The following is a 25,842-nucleotide window of genomic DNA, read 5'->3' as shown; positions in this document are numbered from 1 at the left end:
GGTCCCCCGAATTCGTCCGAACCGCTCAGGGCGCACAACAGCCAGATCCTCCATTCAGTCATTCGAATCTAAGGAACTTCAACGATGCCGCTCGCTCCCCGACCACCGCTCATTTTTCCCACCCTGGGCCTCGTGGCCGCATTAGCCCTCACTTCCTGCACCAACGCGTCGGAGGCGAGCACGTCAGGTTCCACACTCTCCGGCAGCGCGAATGCGAGTTTCGACCCCACCACCATCACCAAAGACGACACGCTGGCAGCATTGGTTCCCGCGGCCATCAAGTCCAAGGGCACGCTTATGGTCGGCTCGGACACGAGCTACGCGCCGGCGGAGTTCCTGGGAACCGACGGCCAGACTGCCCTTGGTTACGACGTCGACATTGCCAAGGCGATCGCCGCGAAACTGGGCCTGCAGGTCCAAGTGCGGACGGCAGAGTTCGCGAGCATCTTGCCGTCTTTAGGCCCAAAATTTGACCTGGGCATGTCCTCGTTCACTGTCAATCACGAACGCCTGAAAGCCGTGAACATGGTCAGCTACTTCAACGCCGGTGTCCTATGGGCCGTGCAGAAGGGAAACCCGAAGAACATCGATTTGAATGACCTCTGCGGCAAGACTGTGGGCGTGCAGACCGGGACGGTTGAGGAAGATCCGGATGCCTCCGGCCGCTCAAAGGCGTGCACCGATGCCGGGAAGCCGGCCATCAACATTGTCACTTTGAAGAACCAGGCCGACGTCACCACGCGTCTGGTCAACGGCGGCATTGACGCGATGAGCGCCGACTCCCCCATCATCGGTTATGCCCTCTCTCAGACCAACGGCCAGCTCGAGAGGCTCGGTGACGTTTACGACGCCGCTCCCCAAGGCATCACGGTGGCGAAGAACGACACTGCACTAGCCGAGCTCATGACCAAAGTGGTGAACAATCTCATCGCCGACGGAACCTATGCCAAGATCCTCAAGTCGTGGAACAACACAGACGGAGCCATCACCAAGTCCGAGCTCAACCCGGCGGTATCAAGTTGAGTCGTATCGACACGAACGTGAGCACCCTCGAGCGCTTGCCGAGTGGGCAAGGCCGCGTAGCACCGGTATTGAATGATGCGGTGCCGGTCAGGCATCCCGGCCGGTGGATCAGCGCGGTCATCATCGTTGGCATCCTCGTGCTGATGGTGCAAAGCGTGATCACCAACCACAACTTCCGTTGGGACGTGGTGGGGACCTACATCCTGGACGTGAAAGTCGTCCAGGGCGTCGGCTGGACCCTGCTTCTCACGGTAGCCTCGATGGTCCTGGCGATCGTCCTGGCCATCCTCCTGGCCGTCATGCGCCAATCCGACAACCCGGTACTGCGCTACACGAGCTGGGCCTGGGTCTGGTTCTTCCGCGGCACCCCGGTATACACACAGCTGGTCTTCTGGGGCCTGATCGCCGTCCTCTACCCCAAAATCAGCGCAGGAATCCCGTTCGGCCCCGAGCTGTTCAGCATGGACACCAGCACCGTCATCACCGCACTGGTAGCGGCCATTCTGGGACTTGGCCTCAACGAATCCGCATACCTCGCCGAAATCTTCCGGGCCGGCCTGAAATCCGTGGACAAGGGACAAACCGAAGCAGCCGAAGCCCTGGGCATGGGCAAAGGCAAAATCATGTGGCGGATCATCCTGCCCCAGGCAATGCGCATCATCGTCCCGCCCACCGGCAACGAAACCATCGGCATGCTCAAAACCACCTCCCTGGTCCTGGCCGTCCCCTTCACCCTGGACCTGACCTTCGCCACCAACGCCCTGGCCAACCGGATCTATCTCCCGGTGCCGCTGCTGATCGTGGCAGCCATCTGGTACCTGGTCATCACCAGCCTGCTGATGGTCGGCCAACACTACATCGAGGCCTACTACGGCAAGGGCGTGGACACCAACCTCGCCCCGGCCCTCATCAACCCCGCAGCCGCGAAGGCCTCCGCGGCAGTGGCACCCAGCGCCGAAGCAGAACCGTCCTTGCGGATGGACTTCCCCGAGGACGAGACAAAATGACGAGCACCACCCAGAAACCACTGGTACGCATCGAAGGCCTCCACAAATACTTCGGCCCCCACCACGTCCTCCGCGGCATCGACCTGACCGTCAACCAAGGCGAAGTCTCCGTTGTCATCGGCCCCTCGGGATCAGGCAAATCCACCATGCTCCGCTGCGTGAACCTCCTGGAAACCATCAGCGCAGGACGCATCTCCGTCGGCGAGCAACTCATCGGCTACCGCGAAGTCAACGGCCGCCTCCACGACCTGAAAACCAAGGAAATCTCCGCCCAACGCCGGGAAATCGGCATGGTCTTCCAACGCTTCAACCTATTCCCCCACAAAACCGCCCTCTACAACGTCATGGAAGCACCAATACAAGTCAAGGGCAAAGCCAAGGGTGCCGCCAAGAAAGACGCCCTCGAACTCCTGGACCGGGTAGGCCTGGCAGACCGCGCCAACCACTACCCCGGACAACTCTCCGGCGGCCAACAACAACGCGTCGCGATCGCCCGCGCCCTGGCCATGGAACCCGAACTCATGCTCTTCGACGAACCCACCTCAGCCCTGGACCCCGAACTCGTCGGCGACGTACTCAACGTCATGAAAGACCTCGCCAAATCCGGCATGACCATGATCGTGGTCACCCACGAAATCGGCTTCGCCCGCGAAGTCGGCGACACCCTGACCTTCATGGACGGAGGCATCGTCGTGGAAACCGGCGACCCCCGCGAAATCATCACAAACCCCCAACACGCACGCACCAAAGAATTCCTCAGCCGCGTACTCTGACCCCCGGCGCCACGCAAACCAGCTCTCGACACGCAAACAAACCACCGCAGCGCAAACAGGCCGGTGACACTCACATCCGGGCGTCACCAGCCCGCTTGCTTGTCACCGACACATTTGAGTGTCCTGGACACCGCCGGCGCTTCGGCTTTTAACTACAGATTCGGCTCGTGACCTGCTTCGGTGCAGAGGCATAACCTGTTTCCTTGGGAATCCGTGACCACCACCCATTTGGGTGCGTGGTCACGGTCCATTAACGCGCCGGTTGCCGCCGTCTTCTCAATAGTGGGTTCCGATTCAGCCTGGCTGCGGTGCACATCCAGGTGGATACGGTTCGGATTGGGTGTTTCCGTTGCTTGGAACCACACGTTGGGCCCCCGACCGTACGGATCTTCGAGGTCTCCGGAGCGGCCTTTGCGGTAGCCAAGCGCCACCCTCCAGACGTCCGAAATCTCTTCTGGATCCGTGGTGTCGATTCCGACTTCAACCGTCCGGTAGAGTCCGGGTTCGGCTACTGCCCCGGCTTCGGCTGCTGCTTGGGCGGCTTCGCTTGCCGCGCGGACGTCTCGCTGGGTCACCTCGCTCCCGGCATCGTGTGAGGTGTAGCGGACGAACACCCTGTTGTAACGCCAGTCCAGGTCCGGGTGATGGTTCTGCTGTTCGGCGATGCGCCCGACGGCGGCGATCAGCTCCAGCGCGGCAGCCGACGTCGGGCATTTGTAGACGGTGACCAGACCGCCCAGGCGGTACCGCCAGTCCGGCAGCTCCGCCAGAGCGCCATCGATGGCGGGCCTGGTGAGAATGTCATCCTTGCCCGCCATGGGAACTCCTTCGTAGCCGTGGAATCTTTGGAGGATCGCCCGAGCGGCCGGTGTAACCGCTAGAGGAACTCGGCCCGGCCTTCCATCGCCGAGGACGCCAGAGCGTGTTCACGGCGCGGGATACGGCCCGCCTGCTTCGCCAGCCTACCGGCGATGACAGCGTGTTTGAAGGCCTCGCCCATCTGCACCGGGTTCTGCGCGCGGGTCACGGCAGTGGCCAGAAGCACGGCGTCGCAGCCCAACTCCATGGCCAGGGCGGCATCGGAGGCAGTGCCGATGCCGGCGTCGAGCACTACCGGCACTGAAGCGCGGGACACAATCAGTTCGATGTTGTGCGGATTCAGGATTCCGAGGCCGGTGCCGATCGGCGCGCCCAAGGGCATTACGGCCGTGGCTCCGAGGTTTTCCAGGCGAAGCGCCAGCACGGGGTCGTCGTTGGTGTAGGCGAAAACCTTGAAACCGCGGTCGACGAGTTTCTCCGTTGCATCCACCAACTCCACGGCATCCGGCAGCAGCGTGTGTTCGTCGGCGATGACTTCGAGCTTCACCCAATCCGTTTCCAAGGCCTCCCGGGCAAGCTCCGCTGTCATGACAGCGTCCTTGGCGGTGAAACAACCAGCGGTGTTGGGCAGGACGCGGACGCCGTGGTCTACCAGCAGCTGGAAGAGGGAACCTGTTTCCGTCGGTGAGTACCTCCGCATGGCAACCGTGGTGAGCTCGGTGCCGGAAGCCAGCAGGGCCGCCCCCAGTCCGTCGAGGCTCGGGGCTCCCCCCGTCCCCATGATGAGGCGCGAGCCGAACTCAATGCCATCGATCACCAAGGCATCGGTTTGGGTGCTTGCTGTTTGCGTGCTTGCTGTAGTCATTGTTCAGCCTCCCTGTACTGCAGTAACTATTTCGAGTTCGTCGCCCTCTGCGAGCGCGGTGGCAGCCCATTGGCTGCGCGGCACCACTTCGGAATTGCGTGCCACGGCGACGCCGATCTTGCGTCCGTCAGCCGCCTGGCCATTGGCATCCACCACCCTTCCGGTGATGTGGCGAACGAGAGTGGTCACGGAGGCGTCGTCGCTCAGCGTGTGGGCTGCGCCATTCAAGGTGATGTTCATGCGTGGTCCTTCGGATGGAGGTGTGGGGTGACGGCTTGCGGGCCGCTTCTTGCGGCGCCGGCTGCTGGGAGTGGGCGGGAGAAGCGGTCCGGCCGGAACTTATTCCAGCGCGGATCGGCGGAACCGTCCATGAGCCCGATGCAGATTTTTGCCGCTGCCGGAGTGAGGAGCACACCGTGGCGGAAAAAACCGCTGGCTACGATGAGGCCGGGCACGGCTCCTTCATTTTCGGTACCTTTTACACGGCCCAGCAGCGGCGCGTTGTCCGGCGTGCCCGGACGGGCACGCGCAGTTGCTTCCAGGAGTTCCAGTTCAGCTACGGCCGGCACCAGCACCTGGGCGTCGCGGAGCAACTGGTACACCCCGCCCGCCGACACCGGATCGGCCGACGCTCCCGACGCCGACAGACCGTCCTCGCGTTGCGTCGCGCCGATCACAATCGTCCCGTCATCACGCGGGACGATGTACACGGGCACTCCGCGCACCATTCCGCGGACCGTGGCGGTGACGAGGGGCCGGAGGTGTTCCGGGACCCGGAGCCTCAAGATGTCGCCATACACGGGCCGTAGCGGGAGGGACAAGCCAGGCGGCAAGCCGTTCAGCCGGGCAGCACCCAGTCCGTTGGCAACCACAGTCTCGTTGGCGATCACGCTGGTGCCTGAATCGAGCTCGGCCCCGGCAACTCGGCCGTTCTCCCACAGGAGGCTCGCCGCTTTGTCGCGGAGCGCAAAGCCATCCTCGGCTCCCGAAATCCAGCTGGAGTCGCCGGGCTGGTGGTCTGCCAACGCGACAAGAATCGCCGCGGCAAATTTTCGGGGATCCACTTGGTGGTCACCGGGAATGTCGAAGGCACAGGAAATCTGCGGACTCAGGAGGGGCTCACGCTCCCGGGCCTCACGCAACGGCACAGATTCCACCACGAGGCCGTTGGCCAACTGGACGTCGCGGAGGTCGGCGAGCGCCCGCCGGTCTGCTGCGTCCGCGCCGACGGCGAGGGTCGGCGTCGTACGGTATCCCGTTCGATTCCAGGCGGTTCCGTCGGGTGATCCGGACAACCCGCGTTCGAAGTTCGGCCACAACGCCGCCGATTCGAGCATGAGTTCCAGGAGGTCTTCCTCCTGGTAGTGCAGTTCGCTGACGGGCGCCAACATACCCGCCGCCGCGAAGGTAGCACCGCTGGCCGGTGCCGGGTCGATCAGAACCACGGAGCGGCCGGATCTGCGGGCTTCCCATGCGATGCCGAGGCCAATAACCCCGCCCCCGATCACCGCCACGTCCGCGTGCAGATGCTCGTGCAGGGGTTCGTGCTGAATGGTTACTTCGTCCATGGGGTCCTTCCCTACGCCGGTACTAGCCGGATCAGGTCAAGCGGTCGGCGCTGAAGCCCTCTCAGCCGCGCGGCGATTGTGACTGCCGCCGCGGCTCCCGCGGTACTAACCCAGTTTAGAGGAACTACTCTGTTTCCATGACCCAGCACGCTCTCCACACCACTGCCCGCCTCTACCTCTGCACCGACGCCCGCAAGCAGCAAGGCGACTTTGAGCAATTTGTCGATGCCGCATTCGAAGGCGGCGTGGATATCATCCAGCTGCGCGACAAGACCATTGAAGCGGCTGAGGAACTGGAGCTCCTGGAGGTCCTGCACTCGGTCGCACACCGCCACGGGCGGCTCTGGGCAGTGAACGACCGCGCGGATGTGGCATCGCTCTCCGGCGCTCCCGTGTTCCATATCGGCCAGAAGGACATTCCGCTGCGCTCGGCCCGGAAGCTGCTCCACGACCCCACCGTCATCGGCCTCTCCACCCACACGCCCGAGCAGATTGACGCCGCGATCGCCGCGTCGCCGGGGCGCAGCGGCCTGGACTACTTCTGCGTCGGTCCGGTCTGGGCAACGCCGACCAAGCCGGGACGCTCCGCCGTCGGGCTCGATCTGGTGCGGTACGCCGCGGACGCCGTGAAAAGGGCAGACGAAGAGACAGTGGGCGGTGTTGTGCTCCCTTGGTTTGCGATCGGGGGCATCGATCTCGGCAACGTGGAAGAGGTTGTGCGGGCGGGCGCCAGCCGCATCGTGGTCGTGCGGGCCATCACGGAGGCGGACGATCCGACGGCGGCTGCACAGGCGCTCCTGGCTGCCCTCGATGCAGCGACGGCCTAGCGAGACTCCGGGAGATTTTGGCGCTACCCTGACTTTCGTGTCACATCAGCGGATAGCCCCGAATGTCAGTGAAACGTCGAACACGCTGGCGGAAGCGCTCGCCGCGCTTCGGACGGAACTCGAGCTGCCCGCAGGCTATCCCGCTGACGCGATGCGCGACGCCGAAGCGGCGGTTTCCCGCCACGCCCTGCCGACGCAGGACCTCACGGACGTTCCGTTCATCACGATCGACCCGGCCTCATCCACGGACCTTGACCAAGCCCTCTTCATCGAAGGGTCCAGGGATGGATACCGGGTGCTCTACGCCATCTCCGATGTGCCCTCCTTTGTGCCCCCGGGAGGGGCGCTCGACGCCGAGACCCGCCACCGCGGACAAACGTTCTATGCCCCGGACGGCCGCATACCGCTGCACCCGGAGATCATCAGCGAGAACGCCGGAAGCCTGCTCGCCGGCCAGACCTGCGGCGCGTTCGTGTGGGACTTCGAGCTCGACGCCGAGGCGGAATTCCACAAGGTCTCCGTGCGCCGGGCAAGCGTGCGCAGCCGTGCCAAGCTCGACTACAAGGGCGTCCAGGCACAAATCGACGCCGGGACAGCTGATCCCGTCCTCCGGCTCCTCAAGGAAGTCGGCCTCAAGCGGGTGGAACTCGAACGCCGCCGCGGCGGGGCAAGCCTTAACATGCCGGAACAGGAAATCGTTCAACTGCCCGACGGCGGCGGCTACAGGATCGTCGCTGCCCCCTCGCTGCCGGTGGAGGACTGGAATGCCCAGATTTCCCTCATGACCGGGATGGCCGCCGCCGGGCTGATGCTCGACGGAAAAGTGGGAATCCTGCGCACCATGCCCGCTCCGGATGAGCGCTCCCTGCGCCACTTCAAACGGCAGACCGGTGCCCTCGGCAAACCTTGGAGCGACGGGATCAGCTACGGCGAGTATCTACGGACCCTCGATGCCAGGGACCCCCGGCAGCTGGCCATCCTCCATTCCGCGGGGATGCTTTTCCGCGGCGCGGGCTACACGCCTTTCGATGGCGAGGTACCGGACAGTGTCCTGCAGTCGGCGATCGGCGCACCGTATGCCCACGCGACCGCGCCGTTGCGCCGCCTGATCGATCGCTTCGTCTTGGTCATCTGCGAAGCACTGAGTAACGGAACCGAGATTCCCGGTTGGGCGAGGGACGCCCTGCCGAGCTTGCCAGCAATCATGGCGTCGTCTGATCAGCTTGCCGGCAAGCTCGAGCGCCTGGCCTTGGACACCGTGGAGGCAGCACTCGTGATGAACCACATCGGCCAGGAGTTCGACGCCCTGGTGATCTCCGGATCGAAGCCTGCCAAAAACAACGGAAATGGCAACGGCAATGGCAACGGATCCGCGCACGGCCCGTACGGCGTCGTACAAATTGCCGAGCCCGCGATAACAGCCCGCTGCGACGGCGAAATGGAGTCCGGCACGAAAGTCCGCGTGAAACTGCTTGACGCGGACATCGCGAGCCGCCAAATCACCTTCGAACTGCTTCGGTAGCGCCGTTCGTTCGCGAACCAAGACCGCGATCCGGGGTTTATTGCCCCCAGACGGTAGACTGTGTAAGTAGTAATGGATGCCCGGTCGTTGATTCAGATAATTTTTTGACGTCAACAAGCCCGCCCCTACGCGATCTTGAGATACACCAGCTGGTCCCCAGTGCCAGTATTTAGATAGCCCGCGATCGGCTTCCACTGGATTTGCTTGCGCCCATTCGTGCTCCGGAACGGCCCTGCCACCACCGTTGAGCACGCGGCGCAGCCCAAATGAATAAGGAAACTCCACTGTGAGTGAATTGCACACCCATGAAGTTCTGACAGACGGAACCGAAACGATCGAACCCGAGGAGACCATTTCCTCGGACGAAATACCCCACGAAATCGCAGAAAAGTCCTTCGCCGACTACAACGTCCGCGCCGACATCGTTGAATCGCTCGCCGACGCCGGAATCACCCACCCTTTCCCCATCCAGGCCATGACCCTCCCGGTCGCCTTGGGCGGACACGACATCATCGGCCAGGCCAAAACCGGCACTGGAAAGACGCTCGGCTTCGGCATCCCGGCCCTGCAGCGCGTCGTGGGCCCGGATGACGCCGGCTACGACAAGCTCGCTGTCCCGGGTGCTCCCCAGGCCCTTGTGATCGTACCTACCCGCGAACTTGCTGTTCAGGTGGCCAACGACCTCCAGACGGCGTCCCGGAAGCGCAACGCGCGCATCGCCACCATCTACGGCGGCCGCGCTTACGAGCCGCAGATCGAAGCCCTGCAGAAGGGCGTCGAGGTTGTGGTCGGCACACCCGGCCGTTTGATCGACCTCTACAAGCAGAAGCACCTGACCCTGAAAAACGTCCGCATGGTGATTCTCGATGAAGCGGACGAGATGCTTGACCTCGGATTCCTTCCAGACGTCGAGACCCTGATTGCCGGCACTCCCGCCGTCCGCCAGACTCTTCTCTTCTCAGCCACCATGCCCGGCCCCGTCATTGCCATGGCCCGTCGCTACATGACGCAGCCCACGCACATCCGTGCCGCAGACCCGAATGACGAAGGCCTGACGAAGCGGGACATCCGCCAGCTGATCTACCGCGCCCACAGCATGGACAAGATCGAGGTCGTGGCCCGCATCCTGCAGGCCCGCGGCCGCGGCCGCACCATCATCTTCACCAAGACCAAGCGCACCGCTGCCAAGGTTGCCGAAGAGCTCGTGGACCGCGGCTTCGCCGCCGCCGCCATCCACGGCGACCTCGGCCAGGGCGCCCGCGAGCAGGCCCTGCGCGCTTTCCGCAACAACAAGGTTGACGTCCTGGTCGCCACTGACGTCGCTGCCCGGGGCATCGACGTCGACGACGTCACGCACGTCATCAACTACCAGTGCGTCGAAGACGAAAAGATCTACTTGCACCGCGTCGGCCGCACCGGCCGAGCCGGCAACAAGGGCACCGCCGTGACTTTCGTCGACTGGGACGACATGCCCCGCTGGGGCCTGATCAACAAGGCACTCGGCCTGAGCGTCCCGGAGCCGGTGGAAACCTACTCCTCCTCGCCGCACCTCTTCGAGGAGCTCGACATCCCGGCCGGCACCAAGGGACGCCTGCCCCGCAACCAGCGCACCCTTGCGGGCGTCGACGCCGAGGTCCTCGAAGACCTCGGCGAGACCGGCAAGAAGAACTCCCGTTCCGGCAGCGATTCCGGGCGTGGACGCTCCGGCCGCGACGGCGGACGCGAAAGTGGAGGCCGCGGCGCCAAATCCGGCGATGCTCCCTCGCGTGAGGGCAACGGCGACGGCGGACGCAACCGCACGCGCCGCCGTCGTACGTCCGAAGGCGAGGCAGCCCCCGCTGAAGGTACTGCCGAGTCACACGCGACCCAGCCACAGTCCGGCGAGGACAAGCCTGCCCGCGCACGCCGTTCCCGCACCCGTCGCCGCAACGGCGAAGTAGTCACCGCTTCCGGCGCGTCCGCCGAGAGCACCGAGGCTTAACGGCTTCAATGACAGAGACTGTTTGGGCGCCGGACGGCAGCAATTTGGTGGTGCACGCGGACAACGCGGATTTCCTCCCGACTCTGCCGGACGGCGCCTTCACACTGATCTACGTGGACCCGCCCTTCAATACAGGCCGGGTCCAGCGGCGCCAGGAAACCCGCATGGTCCGCAACGCCGACGGCGACGGCGACCGCGTCGGCTTCAAGGGGCGGTCCTATGACACCATCAAAGGCGCCCTGCACAGCTACGACGACGCCTTCAGCGACTACTGGTCCTTCCTGGAACCACGGCTCCTGGAAGCTTGGCGCTTGCTCGCCGACGACGGCACCTTGTACCTGCACCTGGACTACCGTGAGGTGCACTACGCCAAGGTGATGCTGGACTCGATCTTCGGCCGCGAATGCTTCCTGAACGAGATCATCTGGGCTTACGACTACGGCGCCCGTGCCAAGAACCGCTGGCCCACCAAGCACGACAACATCCTCGTGTACGTCAAAAACCCCGCCAGATACCACTTCGACAACGCCGAGGTGGACCGCGAGCCGTACATGGCGCCGGGCCTGGTGACGCCGGCCAAACGGGAACTGGGAAAGCTGCCCACGGACGTGTGGTGGCACACCATCGTTTCGCCTACGGGCCGGGAAAAGACGGGCTATCCCACGCAAAAGCCGGAAGGACTTGTCCGCCGGATCGTGACGGCATCGAGCCGGCCAGGCGACTGGTGCCTGGACTTCTTTGCCGGTTCCGGCACGCTTGGTTCGGTCGCGGCGAAATTGGGGCGCAGGTTCGTGTGCGTGGACCAAAACGCGCCGGCTATCGATGTGATGCGTAAGCGTCTGGACGGCAGGGCCATCTTCTACCCCAACTAGTCCCCACCGCCACCCTCGCCTCGCAGGCTCGGCCAGGGAACCCTGAACGGCAAGGCCATCTCCTACCCCAACTAGCTCGCACTTGTTGTCGCTCTGAAGACTGAGAACGACAACAAATGCCAGTCAGTTGGGCCGGAAGGTTAGCGGACTACCGTGCTTCCCGTGCCCAGTTCCTCGATGCGGGCCAGGACCTCCGGGGACGTCAGGTTCTCCCCGAGCAAATTCGGTTTGCCCGTTCCGTGGTAGTCGGACGAACCCGTCATGAACAACCCGTGCTCGGCGGCCATGCGACGCAGGAACACGCGGCCTTCTTCAGGATTATCGCGGTGTTCGACTTCCAGCCCTTGGAGGCCGGCGTCGATCATCTCCCTGTATGTCCGTTCCCCGACCACCCGGCCGCGGGCCGAGGCCACAGGGTGGGCGAAGACCGGGACGCCGCCCGCCGCCCGGACGAGTTCGACGGCGACCGCCGGGTCAGGTGCATAGTGCTGCACGAAGTAGCGTGAGTGGGAGGTCAGAATCGCGGTGAAAGCCTCGGACCGGTCTGCCACCGCGCCAGCGGCCACAAGGGCATCGGCGATGTGCGGGCGGCCCACGGTCGCACCGGGAGCCACATGGTGGATCACGTCGTCCCAGCTCAAGGGGTAATCCTCGGCCAGGAGCGTGACCATGCGTTTGGCCCGTGTAAGCCTCGCATCCTTCGCCTTGGTAATTTCTTCGAGCAAGCCGGGATGCCCGGGATCATGAAGGTAGCTCAACAAATGGACGCTGATCCCCTCCCGCGTCCGGCAGGAAATCTCCATGCCCGGCACGAAAGCAATGCCGTACTCGAGGGCGGCGGTGGACGCCCCGCCCCAACCGTCAGTGGAGTCGTGGTCGGTCAGGGCCACCACATCCAGACCCGCGGCAGAAGCCGAAGCGATCACTCCCGCGGGAGCCTCGGTCCCGTCAGAAACATTGGAGTGCGCATGCAGGTCGATCTTCACTTTCCCAGCCTATTTGATCAAGGACCGCTTGGACCGTTGCGACGTTGGCCTAGCGCAGGGCTTGATGGGACGATGGGACGGTGAAAGATGCAGAAAACACCCAAAACGGTGAAAACACAGCCTCCCAGCCGCTGGAGGAACGCGTCAACAACCGTTCCCAGCGGCCCACATCCGATGCCTTCAAGGCGTTCATGGCCAGCAATTGGGCGCCCGCGCCGCAGGTAACCCCTGCGCGCGACACCGTTGCAGACCATGCCGCCACGCGTCGTCGGGCCATCTCCGACAAATTTTCCGGTTTGCGCCTCGTCGTGCCTGCGGGTCCGCTCAAGGTCCGCTCGAACGATTGCGACTATCGATTCCGCCCCCACTCCGGCTTTGCCCACCTCACGGGCTTGGGCCTGGACCACGAGCCCGATGCCGTGCTGGTCCTGGAACCCGTCGAGGAGGGAACCGGCGACGACGGCGGCAACCACCGTGCGACGCTCTACTTCCGTCCGTTGGCCGGCCGCGACACCGAACAGTTCTACGCCGACTCGCGTTCCGGTGAGTTCTGGATCGGCGCGCGTCCGACGCTCGCTGAATTCGAAGCGCGCCTTGGCCTCAAGACGGCGCATATCGACGAACTCGAGATGGCCATCACCAAGAATGTCGGTGCACCGGAAATCGGCGGCATCTCCATCCGTCTGGTCCGCAAAGTTGACGAAAACATTGATGCCCTCGTGGACACGGCCCGCTACAACACAGCCAAGGATCCGGACAACCTGGATCTCGGAGAACTCGATGCCCTGGACGAACTGCTGAGCGAGGCCCTCTCCGAATTGCGTTTGCTCAAGGACGCCTGGGAAATCGAGCAAATGAAGGTCGCCGTTGCCGCGACGGTGGAGGGCTTCGCCGACGTGGTCCGCGCCTTGCCCCGGGCCATGACCCACCACCGCGGTGAACGCGTCATCGAAGGCGCTTTCTTCGCGCGCGCCCGTGAGGAAGGGAACGAGCTCGGCTACGACACGATCGCGGCCGCGGGAAACAACGCCACCGTGCTGCACTGGACCCGGAACACGGGCAAGGTCAACGCCGGCGATCTCCTACTGCTGGACGCCGGAGTGGAGGCGGATTCGCTCTACACAGCAGACGTCACCCGGACCATTCCAGCCAACGGGAAATTCTCAGACGTCCAGCGCAAGGTCTATGAAGCGGTCCTTGACGCGGCCGACGCCGGATTTGCCGTAGCCCGGCCGGGAGTGAAGTTCCGCGACATCCATACCGCAGCCACCACAGTCCTTGCCGAGCGCCTCGCCGAGTGGGGCTTGCTGCCCGTCTCCGTGGAGGAGGCCATCAGCAGCGAGGGCCAGCAGCACCGCCGCTGGATGCCCCACGGAACCAGCCACCACCTTGGCTTGGAGGTCCACGACTGTGCCCAGGCCAAGCGTGACCTCTACCTGGACGGAGTACTCACCGCGGGCATGGTCTTCACTATCGAACCGGGGCTCTACTTCAAGAACGAGGACCTCGCCATTCCCGAGGAGTACCGCGGAACCGGTGTCCGGATCGAGGACGACATCCTGATGACTGTTGACGGTCCCGTCAACCTCAGCGCGGCCCTCCCCCGCAAGGCCGACGACGTCGAGTCATGGATGGCGGGCATCTACCAGGATGCCGAATCCTAGCCACTGAAGCAGAACGCGGGAGGCGGGCTACCGGATACTGATCCGGCAGCCCGCCTCTTTTGCTTGCGCTGTCCTAGTAGTGGTGACGGGCAGCGATCTCGCCGGACTGCCGAACCGCCGCGATGCTGGGCGCTGCTTGCGGCTAGTCCTTGGCGGTGTCCTCGCCGTTGGCGCCTTGCTCGCTGTTTCCGCCATCGTTCACCCGCACACCGTACTGTGGCCTGCCGTCCGGAAGGTCCGGGTAGCGGACAGCGGCTGTCGGCCGAGCTGCCTCGACTGGGGCATCCGGAACCGGACGGGCGGCCTCGCCGGCCGTTCCCTGCCCGGTCTCGGGGCTGCGTTGGCCATAGGGGTCCTGCCAGGACGCCGGCCGTTCCGGACCCGGGCGCTTCGAAGGACCAGGCTGGACCGGCGGGTTCTGGTGGTCCTGCGGAGGGTATGCCTGCGGATGCCGTCCAAACGCTGCCTCGGAGGGATTCATCGGCAGTTGGTGAAGGAGACGGCGGGCTTCCTGTGATGCTTCCAACGCGACAATGACGTCATAGTTGGTCGCCACAACCTGACTGGTGGAGGTGAAGTCCCGCTTCCCGCGCTGTGCGGCGTAGGTGACGATCCCAAAAAGCATGAAGAAGGCCGCACCCATGAGCACCGAGGTCACAATCGAGAACGGTCCCCCAGCCGGGGTGAAGAACGAAAGCATGACCCCGACGAAGAGGCCGAACCACATGCCGCTCAGGGCACCCGAGAACGCGACACGCGGGTAGCTGAGCCGTCCTGTGACCCGCTCCACCATTTTGAGGTCGTTTCCCACAATGGAGACATGTTGGACCGGGAACTGCTGGTCGGCCAGATAATCCACCGCCTTCTGGGCATCAAGATAGGAGGTGTAGGAGCCAACAGTGTCACCCTTGGGGACGCTGCGGGATTCCTCCGTGGCCTTGGGGGCACCGAAAATGTTCGCCATACCCCCCATTCTGTCCTATACACATGTGAACCGGCTGAAATTCAGCTAAAGGAGAGCAGACTCGGTAGCCTGTAAGGGTGAGCAGAAATCCTTCACGCATCTTTGTTGCGCGCTTGCTCGGCCTCGACGTCTTCGACCCCTTGGGCGATCGCCTGGGCCGGCTGCGTGATGTCGTGGTGCTCTCACGCGGATTGCGCGGAGCCCCGCACGCTGTGGGTATCGTCGTCGAAGTTCCGGGCAAGAAGCGGGTCTTCGTCCCCATGACCCGGCTGACGTCCATGGACCAGAGCCAGATCATCTGCACCGGGCTGGTCAATCTGCGCCGATTCCAACAACGCGGCGCCGAGCAACTCGTGGTGGGCGAACTCTTTGACCGCAAGGTGACACTCAAGGACGGCAGCGGCGACGCCATCATCGAAGACATCGCCATGGACCAGCAGCGCAACGGCGACTGGCTGGTCTCCAAGCTCTTCGTTCGCCGTGGCACATCCACCTCAAGGCTAAGGGGGCTGCGTCGGGGCCACACGCTGCTGGTGGACTGGGCGGACACGCTGCAAGGCTCCGATAACGATCCACAGGGTGCCAGCCATTTCGTGGCCACGCACGAGGACCTCAAGCCTGCAGACTTCGCCGATGCGCTCCAGGAAATGTCGGACAAGCGCAGGATCGAGGTGGCCAGTGAGCTCCAGGATGAACGACTGGCCGACGTGCTCCAGGAATTGCCGGAAGAGGACCAGGTAACGCTGCTGTCCGCGCTGGACAATGAACGTGCCGCAGACGTGCTGGAAGAAATGGACCCGGACGACGCCGCGGACCTGCTGGCTGATTTGCCCTCCGCAAAAGCGGAGGAACTGCTGCTCTTGATGGAGCCCGACGAGGCCGATGACGTCCGTAGGCTCCTGCAATATGACGAAGACACAGCCGGCGGTCTGATGACCCCTGTCCCGGTCATCCTTCCCCCGGAAGCTACGGTCGCTGAAGCGCTGGCTCATGTTCGTAGCGAAGAACTCTCCCCTGCCCTGGCTTCGGCCATCTTTATTTGCCGCCCACCCTTGGAGACCCCCACAGGGCGATTCCTCGGCGTCGTGCATATCCAGCAATTGCTCCGGAGCGCACCGCCGGAGCAGCTGGGCAGCATCGTGGACAAGAACCTCGAACCGGTTTCGGATCACGCAAGCGTCAGCGAGGTCAGCCACACCATGGCCTCCTACAACCTCAATTCCCTCCCGGTAGTCAACAGCGCCGGCCGCTTGGTGGGGGCGGTGACTGTTGATGACCTCTTGGACCGTTTGCTCCCGGACGACTGGAGAACCCACGAAGATGGAGCCCCGATCAGGAAACTAGGAGGTCGAATTGGCTGAGAAGCACGCCACCGGCGGGCTGGACACCCCGCTCGAGCTGCGTTCCCGCATGCTGCCGAATTTCAGCAGCGATCCCGATGCGTTCGGCCGCTTCGCCGAGCGCTTTGCCCGCTACATGGGCACGGCCAACTTCCTGTTCTACATGACGATCTTCGTCATTGTCTGGATCGCGTTCAATGTGGTCGGCCTGTTCGGTCTCCAGTGGGATCCCTACCCGTTCATCCTCCTCAATCTCTTCTTCTCCACGCAGGCCTCCTACGCAGCTCCCCTCATCCTGTTGGCCCAGAACCGCCAGGACGACCGGGACCGGGTGACCATCGAGCAAGACCGCGCCCGCGACGAGCGTAACCTTGCGGACACGGAGTACCTGACCCGCGAGGTGGCGGCACTTCGCATCGTCCTGCGCGAGGTGGCCACCAGGGACTACGTGCGGGCCGAACTCCGCTCGCTGCTGACGGATTTGCTCGAAGCGCAGGAGGAAATGGGCACGAACAAGGCCAATGGCTCGAACGATGGCGACAAAGACAAAGCCAAAGACAAAGCCAAGGACAAGCGCGACAAACAGCGCAATCCCCGGACACAGCAAATCCCGAAAGTCCACCCCGCCCATTCAAGTGCCACCCAGCCCGAATCCGGACTCTCCGCGGTCGGCACCTCGCCGAACCCAGGTTCCCCCACCCAGCCTGAAAGCTGAAGATCCTCCCCATGAGCACACCATCCGTCGAGGCCCTCAACGCTGCCTTGGCAACCGTCATCGACCCCGAGCTTCGCCGTCCCATCACTGAGTTGGGGATGCTGGAGGCGGTGGAAGCCAACTCGGACGGAACTGTCCGGGTGGCGGTGCTGCTGACCATCGCCGGCTGCCCCTTGCGGGAGACAATCACGGCCGACGCCACGGCTGCCTTGGAGCGGGTGCCGGGCGTGACGGGCGTCGAGGTCGAGCTCAAAGTCATGACGCAGGTTCAACGCGATGCCCTCAAGGAACGGTTGCGCGGTTCCGGCGGCCAGCGCGGAATCCCTTTCAACGAACCGGGCTCCCTGACGAAGGTGTTCGCGGTGGCCAGCGGCAAGGGTGGTGTGGGAAAGTCCTCGGTGACCGTCAACTTGGCGTGTGCCCTTGCGGCCCAGGGGCTGCGCATAGGAATCGTCGACGCCGATGTCCATGGCTTCTCCGTCCCGGCTCTCATGGGAATCACGCAGCAGCCCACCCGCGTTGACGACATGATCCTCCCGCCGGTGGCCTACGGCGTGAAAGTGATCTCTGTCGGAATGTTTGTTTCGGGGAACAAGGCGGTGGCTTGGCGTGGCCCCATGTTGCACCGGGCACTGGAACAGTTCCTGACCGATGTCTATTTCGGTGACCTCGATGTCCTGTTTTTGGATCTTCCGCCCGGCACCGGCGACATCGCCATCTCGGTGGCGCAGTTGCTTCCCAACGCCGAAATCCTGGTGGTGACCACCCCGCAGGCAGCAGCAGCGGATGTCGCCGAGAGGGCCGGCACCATCGCAACGCAGACGGGCCAGAAACTTGCCGGAGTCGTGGAAAACATGTCCTTCCTGGACATGCCCGACGGCGGCAGGATGGAATTGTTCGGCAGTGGCGGCGGGCTGGTGCTGGCTGAGCGGCTGAGCGCCGCCGTCGGAGCCGAGGTGCCGCTGTTGGGGCAAATCCCCTTGGACATCCGTTTGCGCGAAGGCGGCGACGCGGGGCGCCCGGTGGTGTTGACGGCTCCTGAGACGGCCGCAGCGCAGGCCCTTCAGAGCATCGCGGGCAAGCTCAACGCCAAGCCCCGCGGGCTGGCCCGAATGTCGCTCGGGATCCAGCCGAAGTAATCCCTAGGTGGCCTCGGAATCGAAGGGCGCCTTTTCACCGGCGGAAAGCCGTTCAACAACCCGCTCGGGAGCTTTCGGCGCGATATCCACGGCTACTGCAGCAACGGGCGCACCTTCGCTGACAGGCTTTGTGTCATCGTCGAGCAGCGCTTCCTTGATGATGCGGCGGGGATCGTATTGACGGGGGTCATATTTCTTCCAGTCGACTTCATCGATGTCGATGCCGACTTCTTCCTTGATCTGTTCACGGGCTCCGGACGCCATGCGCCGCAGTTCCTTGACCAGATTCGCCAGCTTCCGGGTGTATTCAGGCAAGCGGCTGGGACCGATCACGATTACGCCGATGATCAGCAGGATCAAAAACTCCGGGCCATTGATTCCAAACACGTATCGAAGATTACCTTGTCCGCTAGTCCGCTCAGAACCCTGCCAGGCCAGCCAGCGCCCGTAGGCCCCGTTGCACCCGTTCATTCCACGTGCCTGGGTTGCTGGCGGAGGGCCGGGCCAGGAGCGAATTTCCTGCCTTCACAAGCTCGGGAACCGCCCCCGCAGTTTGCTCGGCCGGCAGCTCGGAGGAATAGCGCAGGACAGCCGCCGGAGAGCCGTAGACGGCCTGCCACATGGCTCCCTGCGTGATGGACAGCCTGGTCCCGGGGGTGCCGCTGCCTTCCAGGTGCTCTTCCACCAGGGTCGCGTGGTGGTCTCCGCTGCTCAAGTGCAGCTCGATGGCGGGGTGCCCGTCCTGCATCATGGCCAGGGCGGAAACCACGTGGTATCCCATGTTTGCCATGTCCGGACAGGCCCAGCCGTCCTTCCGAAGTTCCGCCAGCTGCTGCCCGGTCAGGCTGACAGTTCCCGCCACGGTGACAGGCAGGCCGAGCTGCGAACCGGTCACTGCGAGCTGCTGCTCGGTGTTGCTGGCCAGGGTTGAACCGACCAAGGTCCGGACTTCCTGATCTCCGCGGTTGGAAGCCTGGGGCGTGGCGTCGCCGCCGATCGCATAGGCGGCCACCGCCAGGATTCCGGCACTGACAGCGAGCCCGCCTGCAGTGGCACTGACAAGCCGTACTCCACGCCAGACGCTTCGCTGGACCGGCCTGCGCTCGGGCGACCCGGTTTGCGCCAAGCGTTGGGTGTGTTCGAGCAGCCGGTTGGTCAAATCCTGGCTGGCTTCGGGGACCTCGGCACGCCTAAGGCGCTCCAAGTACTGGCGTTCACGAAGGACGGCAGCCTGGCATTCCGAGCATTCCTGCAGGTGGCCGGGGGTGCGGCTGTGCCGGATAGTTCCCCGGTTCAAGCCACCGCGTCGTCCGTTCAGCAGACCCATCGCTGGCTAAAGGAGACCGGCGATGCGGGGCATCTTCAGCCGTGGCTTGCGGGCTTGGACCGGACGTGGATCCCGGTGCGCCAGCTTTTCGCGGAGCATGGTCCGGCCGCGGTGGATGCGGGACCTGACGGTCCCAAGTTTCACGCCCAAGGCTTCGGCAACTTCGTCATAGGAGAGGCCTTCAAGATCGCAAAGTACGACGGCGGCGCGAAAGTCCGGCGGAAGTTCTTCCAGGGCGCGCTGGACGTCAAGGTCCAGGTTGTTCAACTCGAAGCTCTGCTCGGGCCCGGGCTCACGGCCGGGCAACCGGGATTCGGCGTCTTCGGCCAAGGCATCGAAACGGATGCGGCTCTTCCGCCGTGCCTGGTCGAGGAAGAGGTTGGTGGTGATCCGGTGCAACCAGCCGTCGAGCGTCCCCGGCTTGAAGTTTTCGAGCGAACGGAAGACGCGGACAAAGACTTCCTGGGTGAGATCCTCGGCGTCGAACTTGTTTCCCGTCAGCCGATAGGCAAGACGGAAGACTTTGGCCGAGTGGTTCTCCACCACTTCTTCCCACGTAGGTCTGACCCATTCTTCCGCGGGCGGGGCCTGGTCGGTTGAACCCAGGACTGCTTCCGTCGTCTGGACTGGCGCAGCACTTGATGCCCGCATCGTCCACTCCCCTCAAACTGTTTGTCATCCTGCCGGTCACTCAGGAGTTCGTTGCCGACCGTCACTTGGATGGTCGAACCTATATCATCCCAGTTTTGTCTGGGATTTTGCTGATCACGGGTCCGTTTTTCCCGCAGAGCGAACATCGTCCGAAGGACACCCGCACTCCGCCGGGAAGACACAGAATTAGCGGCCAGAGGTGTCCGGGCTGAGCGGCCGGGAGCCAGTAGTCTGGAAACAACACCCCTCTGCCTGGAAAGCGAACCCCCATGAGTGCCGACAAGTCAACCAGCTGGTCCTATGCAGAAGATCTGCCTGCCGAGGACGACGTGTTGCTTCGCGCCCGTGAACGGTCGTTCGAGCTGGGCGTTACTCCAGTCAGCCCCGGCGTCGGTGCTGTCCTGACGGTACTCGCTGCGGCATCAAAGGCCCAGACCGTCGTGGAGGTCGGTTCAGGGGCAGGAGTGTCCGGCGTGTGCCTTCTGCGTGGCCTCAGCCCACAAGCTGTCCTGACAACGATCGACGTCGACGTCGAGCACCTCAAGGCCGCGCGCGAGGCCTTCCTGGAGTCGGGCAGCCCCGCGAACCGGACCCGGACCATCTCCGGCCGCGCAGCCGATGTCTTGCCGCGCCTCACCGATTCCGCTTACGACCTCGTGTTCATCGACGCTGACAAGCCCAACTTTCCCGGATACGTCGAGCAGGCCATCAGGTTGCTCAAGTCCGGCGGAACGCTGGTCATCAATGACGCTTTGGACAAGGACAAGGTTTCCAACCCGGCCGCCAGGGACAGCACCACAGTGGTGTTGCGCCAGATCGGCAAGGCCATCCGCGATGACGAGCGCCTCTCCTCGGCAATGCTTCCCACCGGTGACGGTTTGCTGGTAGCAGTCAAGAAGTAGTCTGCACCCGCCATACCCCAGGCTTAAACATCAAAGCAGGGCGCCGGCTCTTCTGCCGGGCCCTGCCCAGTGAATCTATTCAGTAACGCCTACGAGGCATTCCTTGAGGTTCGCCGCTTCTGCTGCGTTGAGCTCGACCACCAGCCGTCCTCCGCCTTCGAGCGGCACACGCATGATCAGGCTGCGGCCCTCTTTGGTTACTTCCATAGGGCCGTCGCCAGTACGTGGTTTCATAGCCGCCATTAGGAAAATCCCCTCCAGTTGTCCCAAATCCCGCCAACCCGGCCGGGCTGGCTCCGCGTGGAATTTACGGCGTCGACAGTCTTGGCTGTTCAGTCGTCGCCGCCGAGCACCCGAGGGTGCTTTTTGTCCTTGCTTGTGTCCATTATCTCGTAATTACCCGCCCGTAGCTAATTGATGGACTTTTCCGGGCGGGCCGCGATCGCTCTTGAACAGGCCAAACGCCGCCCAGCGTCACGGAGGATAATCTCCGCCGCCCGGCAGCGGAGCCCACGCCCACAGCCAGACAATCCAGACGATCTGAAGGAGGACGAACATGACCACCACCGTGCCACGGTAGGCCTTCGAGCGAGACAACCATGCCGCACTGAGCGCCAGGGGGAACAAAGGCAGGAGCATCCGGAACGTACTCGTCTGGGGGTGCAGGAAAGCCAGGAGGTACGCCATGTAGCACGTGCACCACAGCCGCAGTTCAGTGCCCAAGGCCCGGACCGGCTTGCTCAGCATCATCAGGGCAAAGACCGCCACGAACAGAAACGGCGCCAGCGTCCCGAGCACGGGCCCGAAGAGCATTTGGCCGGTCTCGAACCACGGCTTGAAGGGAACAAGATCATCCCCACGCCACACGGTTTCGGTCTTCGTGTAGGCCAGCGGATCGCCGGTGACTGCCCAGGCAATGGCCGGCCAAGCGAGTGCGCCCGCCACGCTGACCGCTACCAGCCCGGTCAGCGATGCAAGGTCCCGGAGCGCGGGAGCAGCCAGTTCCCTGGGCACAGTGGTCAGCTCCGGACGGCGTCCGAACCTCCTCCAAAGGCGATTCAGCAAAAGGACCCCGACCATTGCCGCGAAAGGCACACCAGTGGGCCGCGACAGGCACATGAGCAAGACCACGGGCATCGCTGCAAGGTACTTGCGGCGCACCACGAGCAGAAGGGAGCCCGCCAGCAGCAGGATATTGAGGGATTCCGCGTAGGGGACCTGCAGGATGGGCGAGACGGGGAATGTCGAGAAAAAAACGACTGCCCAGAGAGCAGTGCGGCGCCCTGTATATTCCCGGAACAGCTTGTAAACCACCATGGCCGCCCCGAGCCCGGCGACCATGGCAATCGTCGTTAGAGCCGGCAGGGTGGCCAATCCGGTGAGTGCTCCGAGTGCCCTGGCGAGGTAGGGAAACAGGGCGTAGAAGGCCCAGGAATTTTCCGCGACATTGCCGCTCGCATTCAGCGGCAGGACGGACGGATAACCGTTGCTCGCTGCTTCGGCGTACCAGCGTCCATCCCAGATCGTGATGAAGTTCCAGTAGTCGGGTGTTGGCGGAAACCACGGATTGACGCCTTGCTGCAATGCCGCAGCCATGAAGATGCACGCGCTGACAAGCCTCGCGGCGATGTAGATGAGGGCGATCTGGACCCACCACGGCCAGGCCGCGGCATGAGCTCCTACGCGGCGCAGCGTACTCCTCGGGGAGCGCGTTCCGAGGTCCGGGGTCATGCTGTCGGTTCTTCCTGGTTCCTGGCTGTTTCAAGGGAGCGCTTAAGCCGGTCAATTTCCCTCTCCTGCGCGGTGAGTTGATCCCTCAACTCATCGAGCACCTGATCAACCTGGTCCATCCGGTAGCCGCGCAGGCCCAAGGCAAACCGTACGCGGTCGACGTCGGACGCCTTGGCTCCGGCCGGTAGCAGAACCGGCGGCAGGTTCGGGACTGGTTCATCCAACCCGGCGCCGGAGTTGCGGCTGGACCGGGCCATTCCGGCACCGAGGAACAACACGGCGCCGGCAACGGCGATCGCGAGAAAGACCAAGAAGAAGCTCACAACACCATCGTGCCAGACTCAGCTGAGAGCTCAGGCAACGCTACTCCGGGCGCTGGTCGCCATTGGTCGAGGGCGGACGCGGGACACCGTGCAGGACGCGGTGCACGGCATCCGCAGGATCGTCAACGAGCTGGATGAGGTCCAGGTCCTTCGCGGAGACCATGCCTTCGGCTACCAAAGTCCCCTTGATCCATTCGATCATCGGGCTCCAGAAGTCAACACCCAACAGCACGATGGGGAACGACGTCACTTTGCGGGTCTGCACCAGGACCATCGCCTCGAACAGTTCGTCCAAGGTCCCCAGGCCGCCCGGCAGGACAATGAAACCTTGCGCGTACTTCACGAACATAGTCTTTCGGGCGAAAAAGTACCTGAAGTTGATACCCAGGTCCACCCACCGGTTCAGGCCCTGTTCAAACGGCAGTTCGATGCCCAGGCCCACGGACACTCCATTGCCTTCCACAGCACCCCTGTTGGCGGCCTCCATGGATCCGGGGCCGCCTCCTGTGATGACGGCGACTCCGGCTTCGGCGAGATGGCGGCCGACTTGCACCCCCATGTCGTAAAAGCCGGTTCCTGGTTTGGTGCGGGCGGAACCGAAGACGCTGACCGCTGGGCCAAGCTCTGCCAGCGCACCGAACCCTTCGACGAATTCGCTCTGGATTCGAAGTACCCGCCACGGGTCGGTGTGAATGAAGTGGTCCGCTCCCCGCGTGTCCAGGAGCCGTTGGTCCGACATCGGCATGGCGGCCTGTTTGCGCCGAAGCTCCAAGGGTCCTTTGTGCTTCGCTGGCGGTTCCGCGGCAACGGCAGGAGCTGACGCTGCCGTTCGGTTGCCCGTGGCTTTGCCGTTAGCGTCTGGACTTGGAACCTGGGGCTGGCTGGTACTCATTGACATAGGCTAGCGCGGATGGCGGGTACTACTGTTCCAGCGCTGCTCTCTTGTTCGTGTTGCCGCACGCGGCTGCACTCTTTCCTATCAACAAGCTGCAAGAGAGGTATCTGTTGAATCACGATCTGCGGAAGTTGTTGTGAGCTGGCTCATCATAGGGCGTTTCTTCGCTAGATTCGTCGTATGACTACTCAAGCCTCCAGCGAAACCCTCGTCTCCCTGAATGGCGTCAACAAGCACTATGGTCAACTGCATGTCCTCAAGGACATCAACCTCCAGGTCAAGAAGGGCGAGGTTGTGGTTGTCATCGGGCCGTCGGGCTCGGGTAAGTCGACGCTGTGCCGGGCCATCAACCGGCTAGAGACCATCGACACGGGCGAGATCTCGATCGACGGCAAGAAACTTCCCGAGGAAGGCAAGGAACTCGCCCTCCTCCGTGCCGACGTCGGGATGGTCTTCCAGTCCTTCAACCTTTTCGCGCACAAGACGATCCTCGAGAACGTCACCTTGGGTCCGATCAAGGTCAAGAAGCTGAGCAAGGCAACCGCGGACAAGGACGCCATGGCGTTGTTGGAGCGGGTCGGCGTCGGGCAACAGGCACCCAAGTTGCCGGCACAATTGTCCGGCGGCCAGCAGCAGCGTGTGGCAATCGCGCGGGCCCTCGCCATGAAACCGAAGGTCATGCTGTTTGATGAGCCGACCTCCGCCCTTGACCCGGAAATGATCAACGAGGTCCTGGACGTCATGGTCCAGCTGGCCAAGGAAGGCATGACCATGATCGTGGTCACCCACGAGATGGGCTTTGCCAGGAAGGCTGCGGACCGTGTGGTCTTCATGGCGGACGGCCAGATCGTGGAAGACGCCAAACCCGAGGAATTCTTCACCAATCCCCAGAGCAACCGTGCCAAGGATTTCCTCTCGAAACTCCTGACCCACTAGCACCCACCGCACCCGGGCCGCAGTGCGGCCGCACAATGAAAGGAACATCATGAAGGCTTTTATCACCCGGAGGAAATCTCTTCTGGTCGCCGCAAGTGCAGTGCTCGCCCTGTCGCTGAGCGCATGTGGGGGAAGCGGCGGAGGCTCCACGGCGCCGAGCAGTGGGTCCGCACCTTTCACCGTGGCTCAGAATGTTTCCATCACGGGCAGCCCGACATTCGACACCATCAAATCGAATGGGAAAGTCCGGATCGGCGTGAAGCAGGATCAGCCCGGCCTGGGATTCAAAGATGCTGCGACCGGTGAGTACAGCGGCTTTGACATCCAGATTGCCCAGTGGATTGCGGCATCCCTTGGCTTCTCCCAGGACAAGATCGAATACAAGCCAATCCCTTCCGCCAACCGCGAGTCAGCCATTACCAACGGCGACATCGACTATTACGTCGGGACGTACTCCATCACTGACAAGCGCAAGCAGCTGATCGATTTCGCGGGTCCCTACTTCGTGACCGGCCAGGGCCTGCTGGTCAAGAAGGACAACACGTCCATCAACAGTGAGAAGGACCTCTCCGGCAAGAACGTCTGCTCGGCCACCGGTTCCACGCCGATCCAGAACATCAAGGCGAACTTCCCCAGCACCAAGACCACAGAGTTCGACACGTACTCGCAGTGCGTCGAAGCCCTCAAGAGCGGCCAGGTCGACGCCGTCACCACCGACCAGGCCATCCTGCTCGGCTACGCTGCCCAGGAGCCGGACAGCCTGAAGGTCGTCGGACAGCCATTCACCGTTGAGAAGTACGGTGTCGGCCTGAAGAAGGGCGACACTGCGCTGCGCCAGTTCATCAACAAGATGTTCACCGATGGCGGATCCACGTGGCAGAAAATCTACGACTCCACCCTGGGGCAGTCCGGCACCAAGGTCACCCAGCCCGCAGTGGACAACTACTAAGCCAACGTTGAGGGGGCGGCTCAAAGCCGCCCCCTCGGATGTCCCCTCAAATATCGGCTGAAA

At 63.4% G+C, this 25,842-nt stretch carries 27 protein-coding genes and 1 riboswitch; of the genes, 14 read left to right on the top strand and 13 right to left on the bottom strand.

The genetic code is table 11. From position 1 onward, the window contains the following. The first annotated feature begins 132 nt into the window (after positions 1 to 132). The 3 genes from ABD884_RS04515 to ABD884_RS04505 are packed head-to-tail and all read left to right on the top strand — an operon-like array spanning position 133 to position 2,803. Positions 133 to 1,023 (top strand): ABC transporter substrate-binding protein, encoded by an 891-nt coding sequence (locus ABD884_RS04515; protein ID WP_345037963.1) that lies wholly within the window; start codon positions 133 to 135, stop codon positions 1,021 to 1,023. A gap of 17 nt (positions 1,024 to 1,040) precedes the next feature. After that, a complete protein-coding gene (locus ABD884_RS04510) occupies positions 1,041 to 2,030 on the top strand; it encodes an amino acid ABC transporter permease (RefSeq protein ID WP_425548254.1) in 990 nt (329 codons plus the stop codon). Next, positions 2,027 to 2,803 (top strand): amino acid ABC transporter ATP-binding protein, encoded by a 777-nt coding sequence (locus tag ABD884_RS04505; protein ID WP_345035613.1) that lies wholly within the window; start codon positions 2,027 to 2,029, stop codon positions 2,801 to 2,803. Before ABD884_RS04510 ends, ABD884_RS04505 begins: the two co-directional genes overlap by 4 nt. 152 nt (positions 2,804 to 2,955) lie before the next feature. Here the strand turns inward: ABD884_RS04505 and ABD884_RS04500 are convergent, their stop codons facing one another. From ABD884_RS04500 to thiO, 4 genes are all read right to left on the bottom strand, one after another. Beyond that, entirely contained in the window at positions 2,956 to 3,621 is a 666-nt protein-coding gene (locus ABD884_RS04500; RefSeq protein ID WP_345037948.1) for a 4a-hydroxytetrahydrobiopterin dehydratase, read from the bottom strand. A gap of 59 nt (positions 3,622 to 3,680) precedes the next feature. After that, a complete protein-coding gene (locus ABD884_RS04495; protein WP_028264917.1) occupies positions 3,681 to 4,487 on the bottom strand; it encodes a thiazole synthase in 807 nt (268 codons plus the stop codon). Positions 4,488 to 4,490: 3 nt separating this feature from the next. Continuing rightward, complete coding sequence (gene thiS, locus ABD884_RS04490) at positions 4,491 to 4,727, bottom strand: sulfur carrier protein ThiS (RefSeq protein ID WP_028264918.1); 237 nt, start codon at positions 4,725 to 4,727, stop codon at positions 4,491 to 4,493. Continuing rightward, on the bottom strand, positions 4,724 to 6,055 hold the full coding sequence (gene thiO / locus ABD884_RS04485; RefSeq protein ID WP_345037934.1) for a glycine oxidase ThiO: 1,332 nt from the start codon (positions 6,053 to 6,055) through the stop codon (positions 4,724 to 4,726). The genes thiS and thiO overlap by 4 nt, the downstream gene beginning before the upstream one ends. Next, a riboswitch (TPP riboswitch) is annotated at positions 6,047 to 6,166 on the bottom strand. (Overlaps the previous gene by 9 nt.) 26 nt (positions 6,167 to 6,192) lie before the next feature. On the opposite strand from thiO, the gene thiE reads away from it, so the two are divergent. From thiE to ABD884_RS04465, 4 genes are all read left to right on the top strand, one after another. After that, positions 6,193 to 6,882 carry a thiamine phosphate synthase gene (gene thiE, locus ABD884_RS04480; RefSeq protein ID WP_345037928.1) on the top strand — a complete coding sequence of 230 codons (690 nt, stop codon included), beginning with the start codon at positions 6,193 to 6,195 and terminating at the stop codon, positions 6,880 to 6,882. Positions 6,883 to 6,919: 37 nt separating this feature from the next. Then, complete coding sequence (locus tag ABD884_RS04475; RefSeq protein WP_345037919.1) at positions 6,920 to 8,404, top strand: RNB domain-containing ribonuclease; 1,485 nt, start codon at positions 6,920 to 6,922, stop codon at positions 8,402 to 8,404. Positions 8,405 to 8,690: 286 nt separating this feature from the next. Then, positions 8,691 to 10,385: a DEAD/DEAH box helicase gene (locus tag ABD884_RS04470; protein ID WP_345037912.1), complete on the top strand. Its 1,695-nt coding sequence runs from the start codon at positions 8,691 to 8,693 to the stop codon at positions 10,383 to 10,385. Between the two features lie 8 nt (positions 10,386 to 10,393). After that, the gene (locus tag ABD884_RS04465; RefSeq protein WP_345037906.1) at positions 10,394 to 11,257 is read left to right on the top strand and encodes a DNA-methyltransferase; all 864 of its coding nucleotides are present in this window, start codon (positions 10,394 to 10,396) and stop codon (positions 11,255 to 11,257) included. 140 nt (positions 11,258 to 11,397) lie between these two features. On the opposite strand, the gene ABD884_RS04460 is transcribed toward ABD884_RS04465, so the two are convergent. Beyond that, positions 11,398 to 12,243, bottom strand: coding sequence for a PHP domain-containing protein (locus ABD884_RS04460; RefSeq protein ID WP_028264924.1), 846 nt, complete (start codon positions 12,241 to 12,243; stop codon positions 11,398 to 11,400). Between the two features lie 80 nt (positions 12,244 to 12,323). Here ABD884_RS04460 and ABD884_RS04455 point away from each other — a divergent pair, with 80 nt between their 5' ends. Continuing rightward, complete coding sequence (locus ABD884_RS04455) at positions 12,324 to 13,907, top strand: aminopeptidase P family protein (protein WP_345037897.1); 1,584 nt, start codon at positions 12,324 to 12,326, stop codon at positions 13,905 to 13,907. 142 nt (positions 13,908 to 14,049) lie between these two features. Here the strand turns inward: ABD884_RS04455 and ABD884_RS04450 are convergent, their stop codons facing one another. Next, positions 14,050 to 14,871, bottom strand: a complete 822-nt coding sequence (locus tag ABD884_RS04450; RefSeq protein WP_345037889.1) for a YflT domain-containing protein — start codon at positions 14,869 to 14,871, stop codon at positions 14,050 to 14,052. Positions 14,872 to 14,948: 77 nt separating this feature from the next. Here ABD884_RS04450 and ABD884_RS04445 point away from each other — a divergent pair, with 77 nt between their 5' ends. Genes ABD884_RS04445 through ABD884_RS04435 form a run of 3 tightly spaced genes read left to right on the top strand, consistent with a single transcriptional unit; the run spans position 14,949 to position 18,065 of the window. After that, positions 14,949 to 16,232, top strand: coding sequence for a magnesium transporter MgtE N-terminal domain-containing protein (locus ABD884_RS04445; RefSeq protein WP_028264926.1), 1,284 nt, complete (start codon positions 14,949 to 14,951; stop codon positions 16,230 to 16,232). Then, positions 16,225 to 16,926: a DUF1003 domain-containing protein gene (locus ABD884_RS04440; RefSeq protein ID WP_376955309.1), complete on the top strand. Its 702-nt coding sequence runs from the start codon at positions 16,225 to 16,227 to the stop codon at positions 16,924 to 16,926. Before ABD884_RS04445 ends, ABD884_RS04440 begins: the two co-directional genes overlap by 8 nt. Positions 16,927 to 16,937: 11 nt before the next feature. After that, positions 16,938 to 18,065 (top strand): Mrp/NBP35 family ATP-binding protein, encoded by a 1,128-nt coding sequence (locus ABD884_RS04435; protein ID WP_345037863.1) that lies wholly within the window; start codon positions 16,938 to 16,940, stop codon positions 18,063 to 18,065. A 3-nt stretch (positions 18,066 to 18,068) separates the two neighbouring features. On the opposite strand, the gene ABD884_RS04430 is transcribed toward ABD884_RS04435, so the two are convergent. Genes ABD884_RS04430 through sigE form a run of 3 tightly spaced genes read right to left on the bottom strand, consistent with a single transcriptional unit; the run spans position 18,069 to position 20,043 of the window. After that, positions 18,069 to 18,452, bottom strand: a complete 384-nt coding sequence (locus ABD884_RS04430) for a twin-arginine translocase TatA/TatE family subunit (protein ID WP_028264928.1) — start codon at positions 18,450 to 18,452, stop codon at positions 18,069 to 18,071. A 31-nt stretch (positions 18,453 to 18,483) separates the two neighbouring features. Next, positions 18,484 to 19,362 carry a hypothetical protein gene (locus ABD884_RS04425; RefSeq protein ID WP_345037824.1) on the bottom strand — a complete coding sequence of 293 codons (879 nt, stop codon included), beginning with the start codon at positions 19,360 to 19,362 and terminating at the stop codon, positions 18,484 to 18,486. Positions 19,363 to 19,398: 36 nt separating this feature from the next. Further along, positions 19,399 to 20,043, bottom strand: a complete 645-nt coding sequence (sigE, locus tag ABD884_RS04420) for an RNA polymerase sigma factor SigE (RefSeq protein ID WP_345037818.1) — start codon at positions 20,041 to 20,043, stop codon at positions 19,399 to 19,401. A gap of 269 nt (positions 20,044 to 20,312) precedes the next feature. Here sigE and ABD884_RS04415 point away from each other — a divergent pair, with 269 nt between their 5' ends. Beyond that, entirely contained in the window at positions 20,313 to 20,945 is a 633-nt protein-coding gene (locus ABD884_RS04415) for an O-methyltransferase (RefSeq protein ID WP_028264931.1), read from the top strand. Positions 20,946 to 21,020: 75 nt separating this feature from the next. Here the strand turns inward: ABD884_RS04415 and ABD884_RS04410 are convergent, their stop codons facing one another. The 4 genes from ABD884_RS04410 to ABD884_RS04395 form a co-directional block, all read right to left on the bottom strand. Beyond that, positions 21,021 to 21,188, bottom strand: coding sequence for a DUF3117 domain-containing protein (locus ABD884_RS04410; RefSeq protein WP_009357720.1), 168 nt, complete (start codon positions 21,186 to 21,188; stop codon positions 21,021 to 21,023). Positions 21,189 to 21,419: 231 nt separating this feature from the next. After that, positions 21,420 to 22,676, bottom strand: coding sequence for a hypothetical protein (locus ABD884_RS04405; protein WP_345037797.1), 1,257 nt, complete (start codon positions 22,674 to 22,676; stop codon positions 21,420 to 21,422). After that, complete coding sequence (locus ABD884_RS04400; RefSeq protein WP_345037792.1) at positions 22,673 to 22,999, bottom strand: DivIVA domain-containing protein; 327 nt, start codon at positions 22,997 to 22,999, stop codon at positions 22,673 to 22,675. Before ABD884_RS04400 ends, ABD884_RS04405 begins: the two co-directional genes overlap by 4 nt. 40 nt (positions 23,000 to 23,039) lie before the next feature. After that, on the bottom strand, positions 23,040 to 23,891 hold the full coding sequence (locus ABD884_RS04395) for an LOG family protein (RefSeq protein WP_345037787.1): 852 nt from the start codon (positions 23,889 to 23,891) through the stop codon (positions 23,040 to 23,042). Positions 23,892 to 24,074: 183 nt separating this feature from the next. On the opposite strand from ABD884_RS04395, the gene ABD884_RS04390 reads away from it, so the two are divergent. Together ABD884_RS04390 and ABD884_RS04385 are read left to right on the top strand one after the other, a co-directional pair. Then, the gene (locus tag ABD884_RS04390; protein WP_345037781.1) at positions 24,075 to 24,830 is read left to right on the top strand and encodes an amino acid ABC transporter ATP-binding protein; all 756 of its coding nucleotides are present in this window, start codon (positions 24,075 to 24,077) and stop codon (positions 24,828 to 24,830) included. Between the two features lie 49 nt (positions 24,831 to 24,879). After that, entirely contained in the window at positions 24,880 to 25,779 is a 900-nt protein-coding gene (locus ABD884_RS04385) for a glutamate ABC transporter substrate-binding protein (protein WP_345037770.1), read from the top strand. Positions 25,780 to 25,842 lie beyond the last annotated feature (63 nt).

The sequence above is a fragment of the Arthrobacter methylotrophus genome, from assembly GCF_039539965.1.
GTDB classification, from domain to species: domain Bacteria; phylum Actinomycetota; class Actinomycetes; order Actinomycetales; family Micrococcaceae; genus Arthrobacter; species Arthrobacter methylotrophus.
Note: the sequence above shows the minus strand (reverse complement) of the source record. Positions and strands in the feature narration are given on the sequence as shown.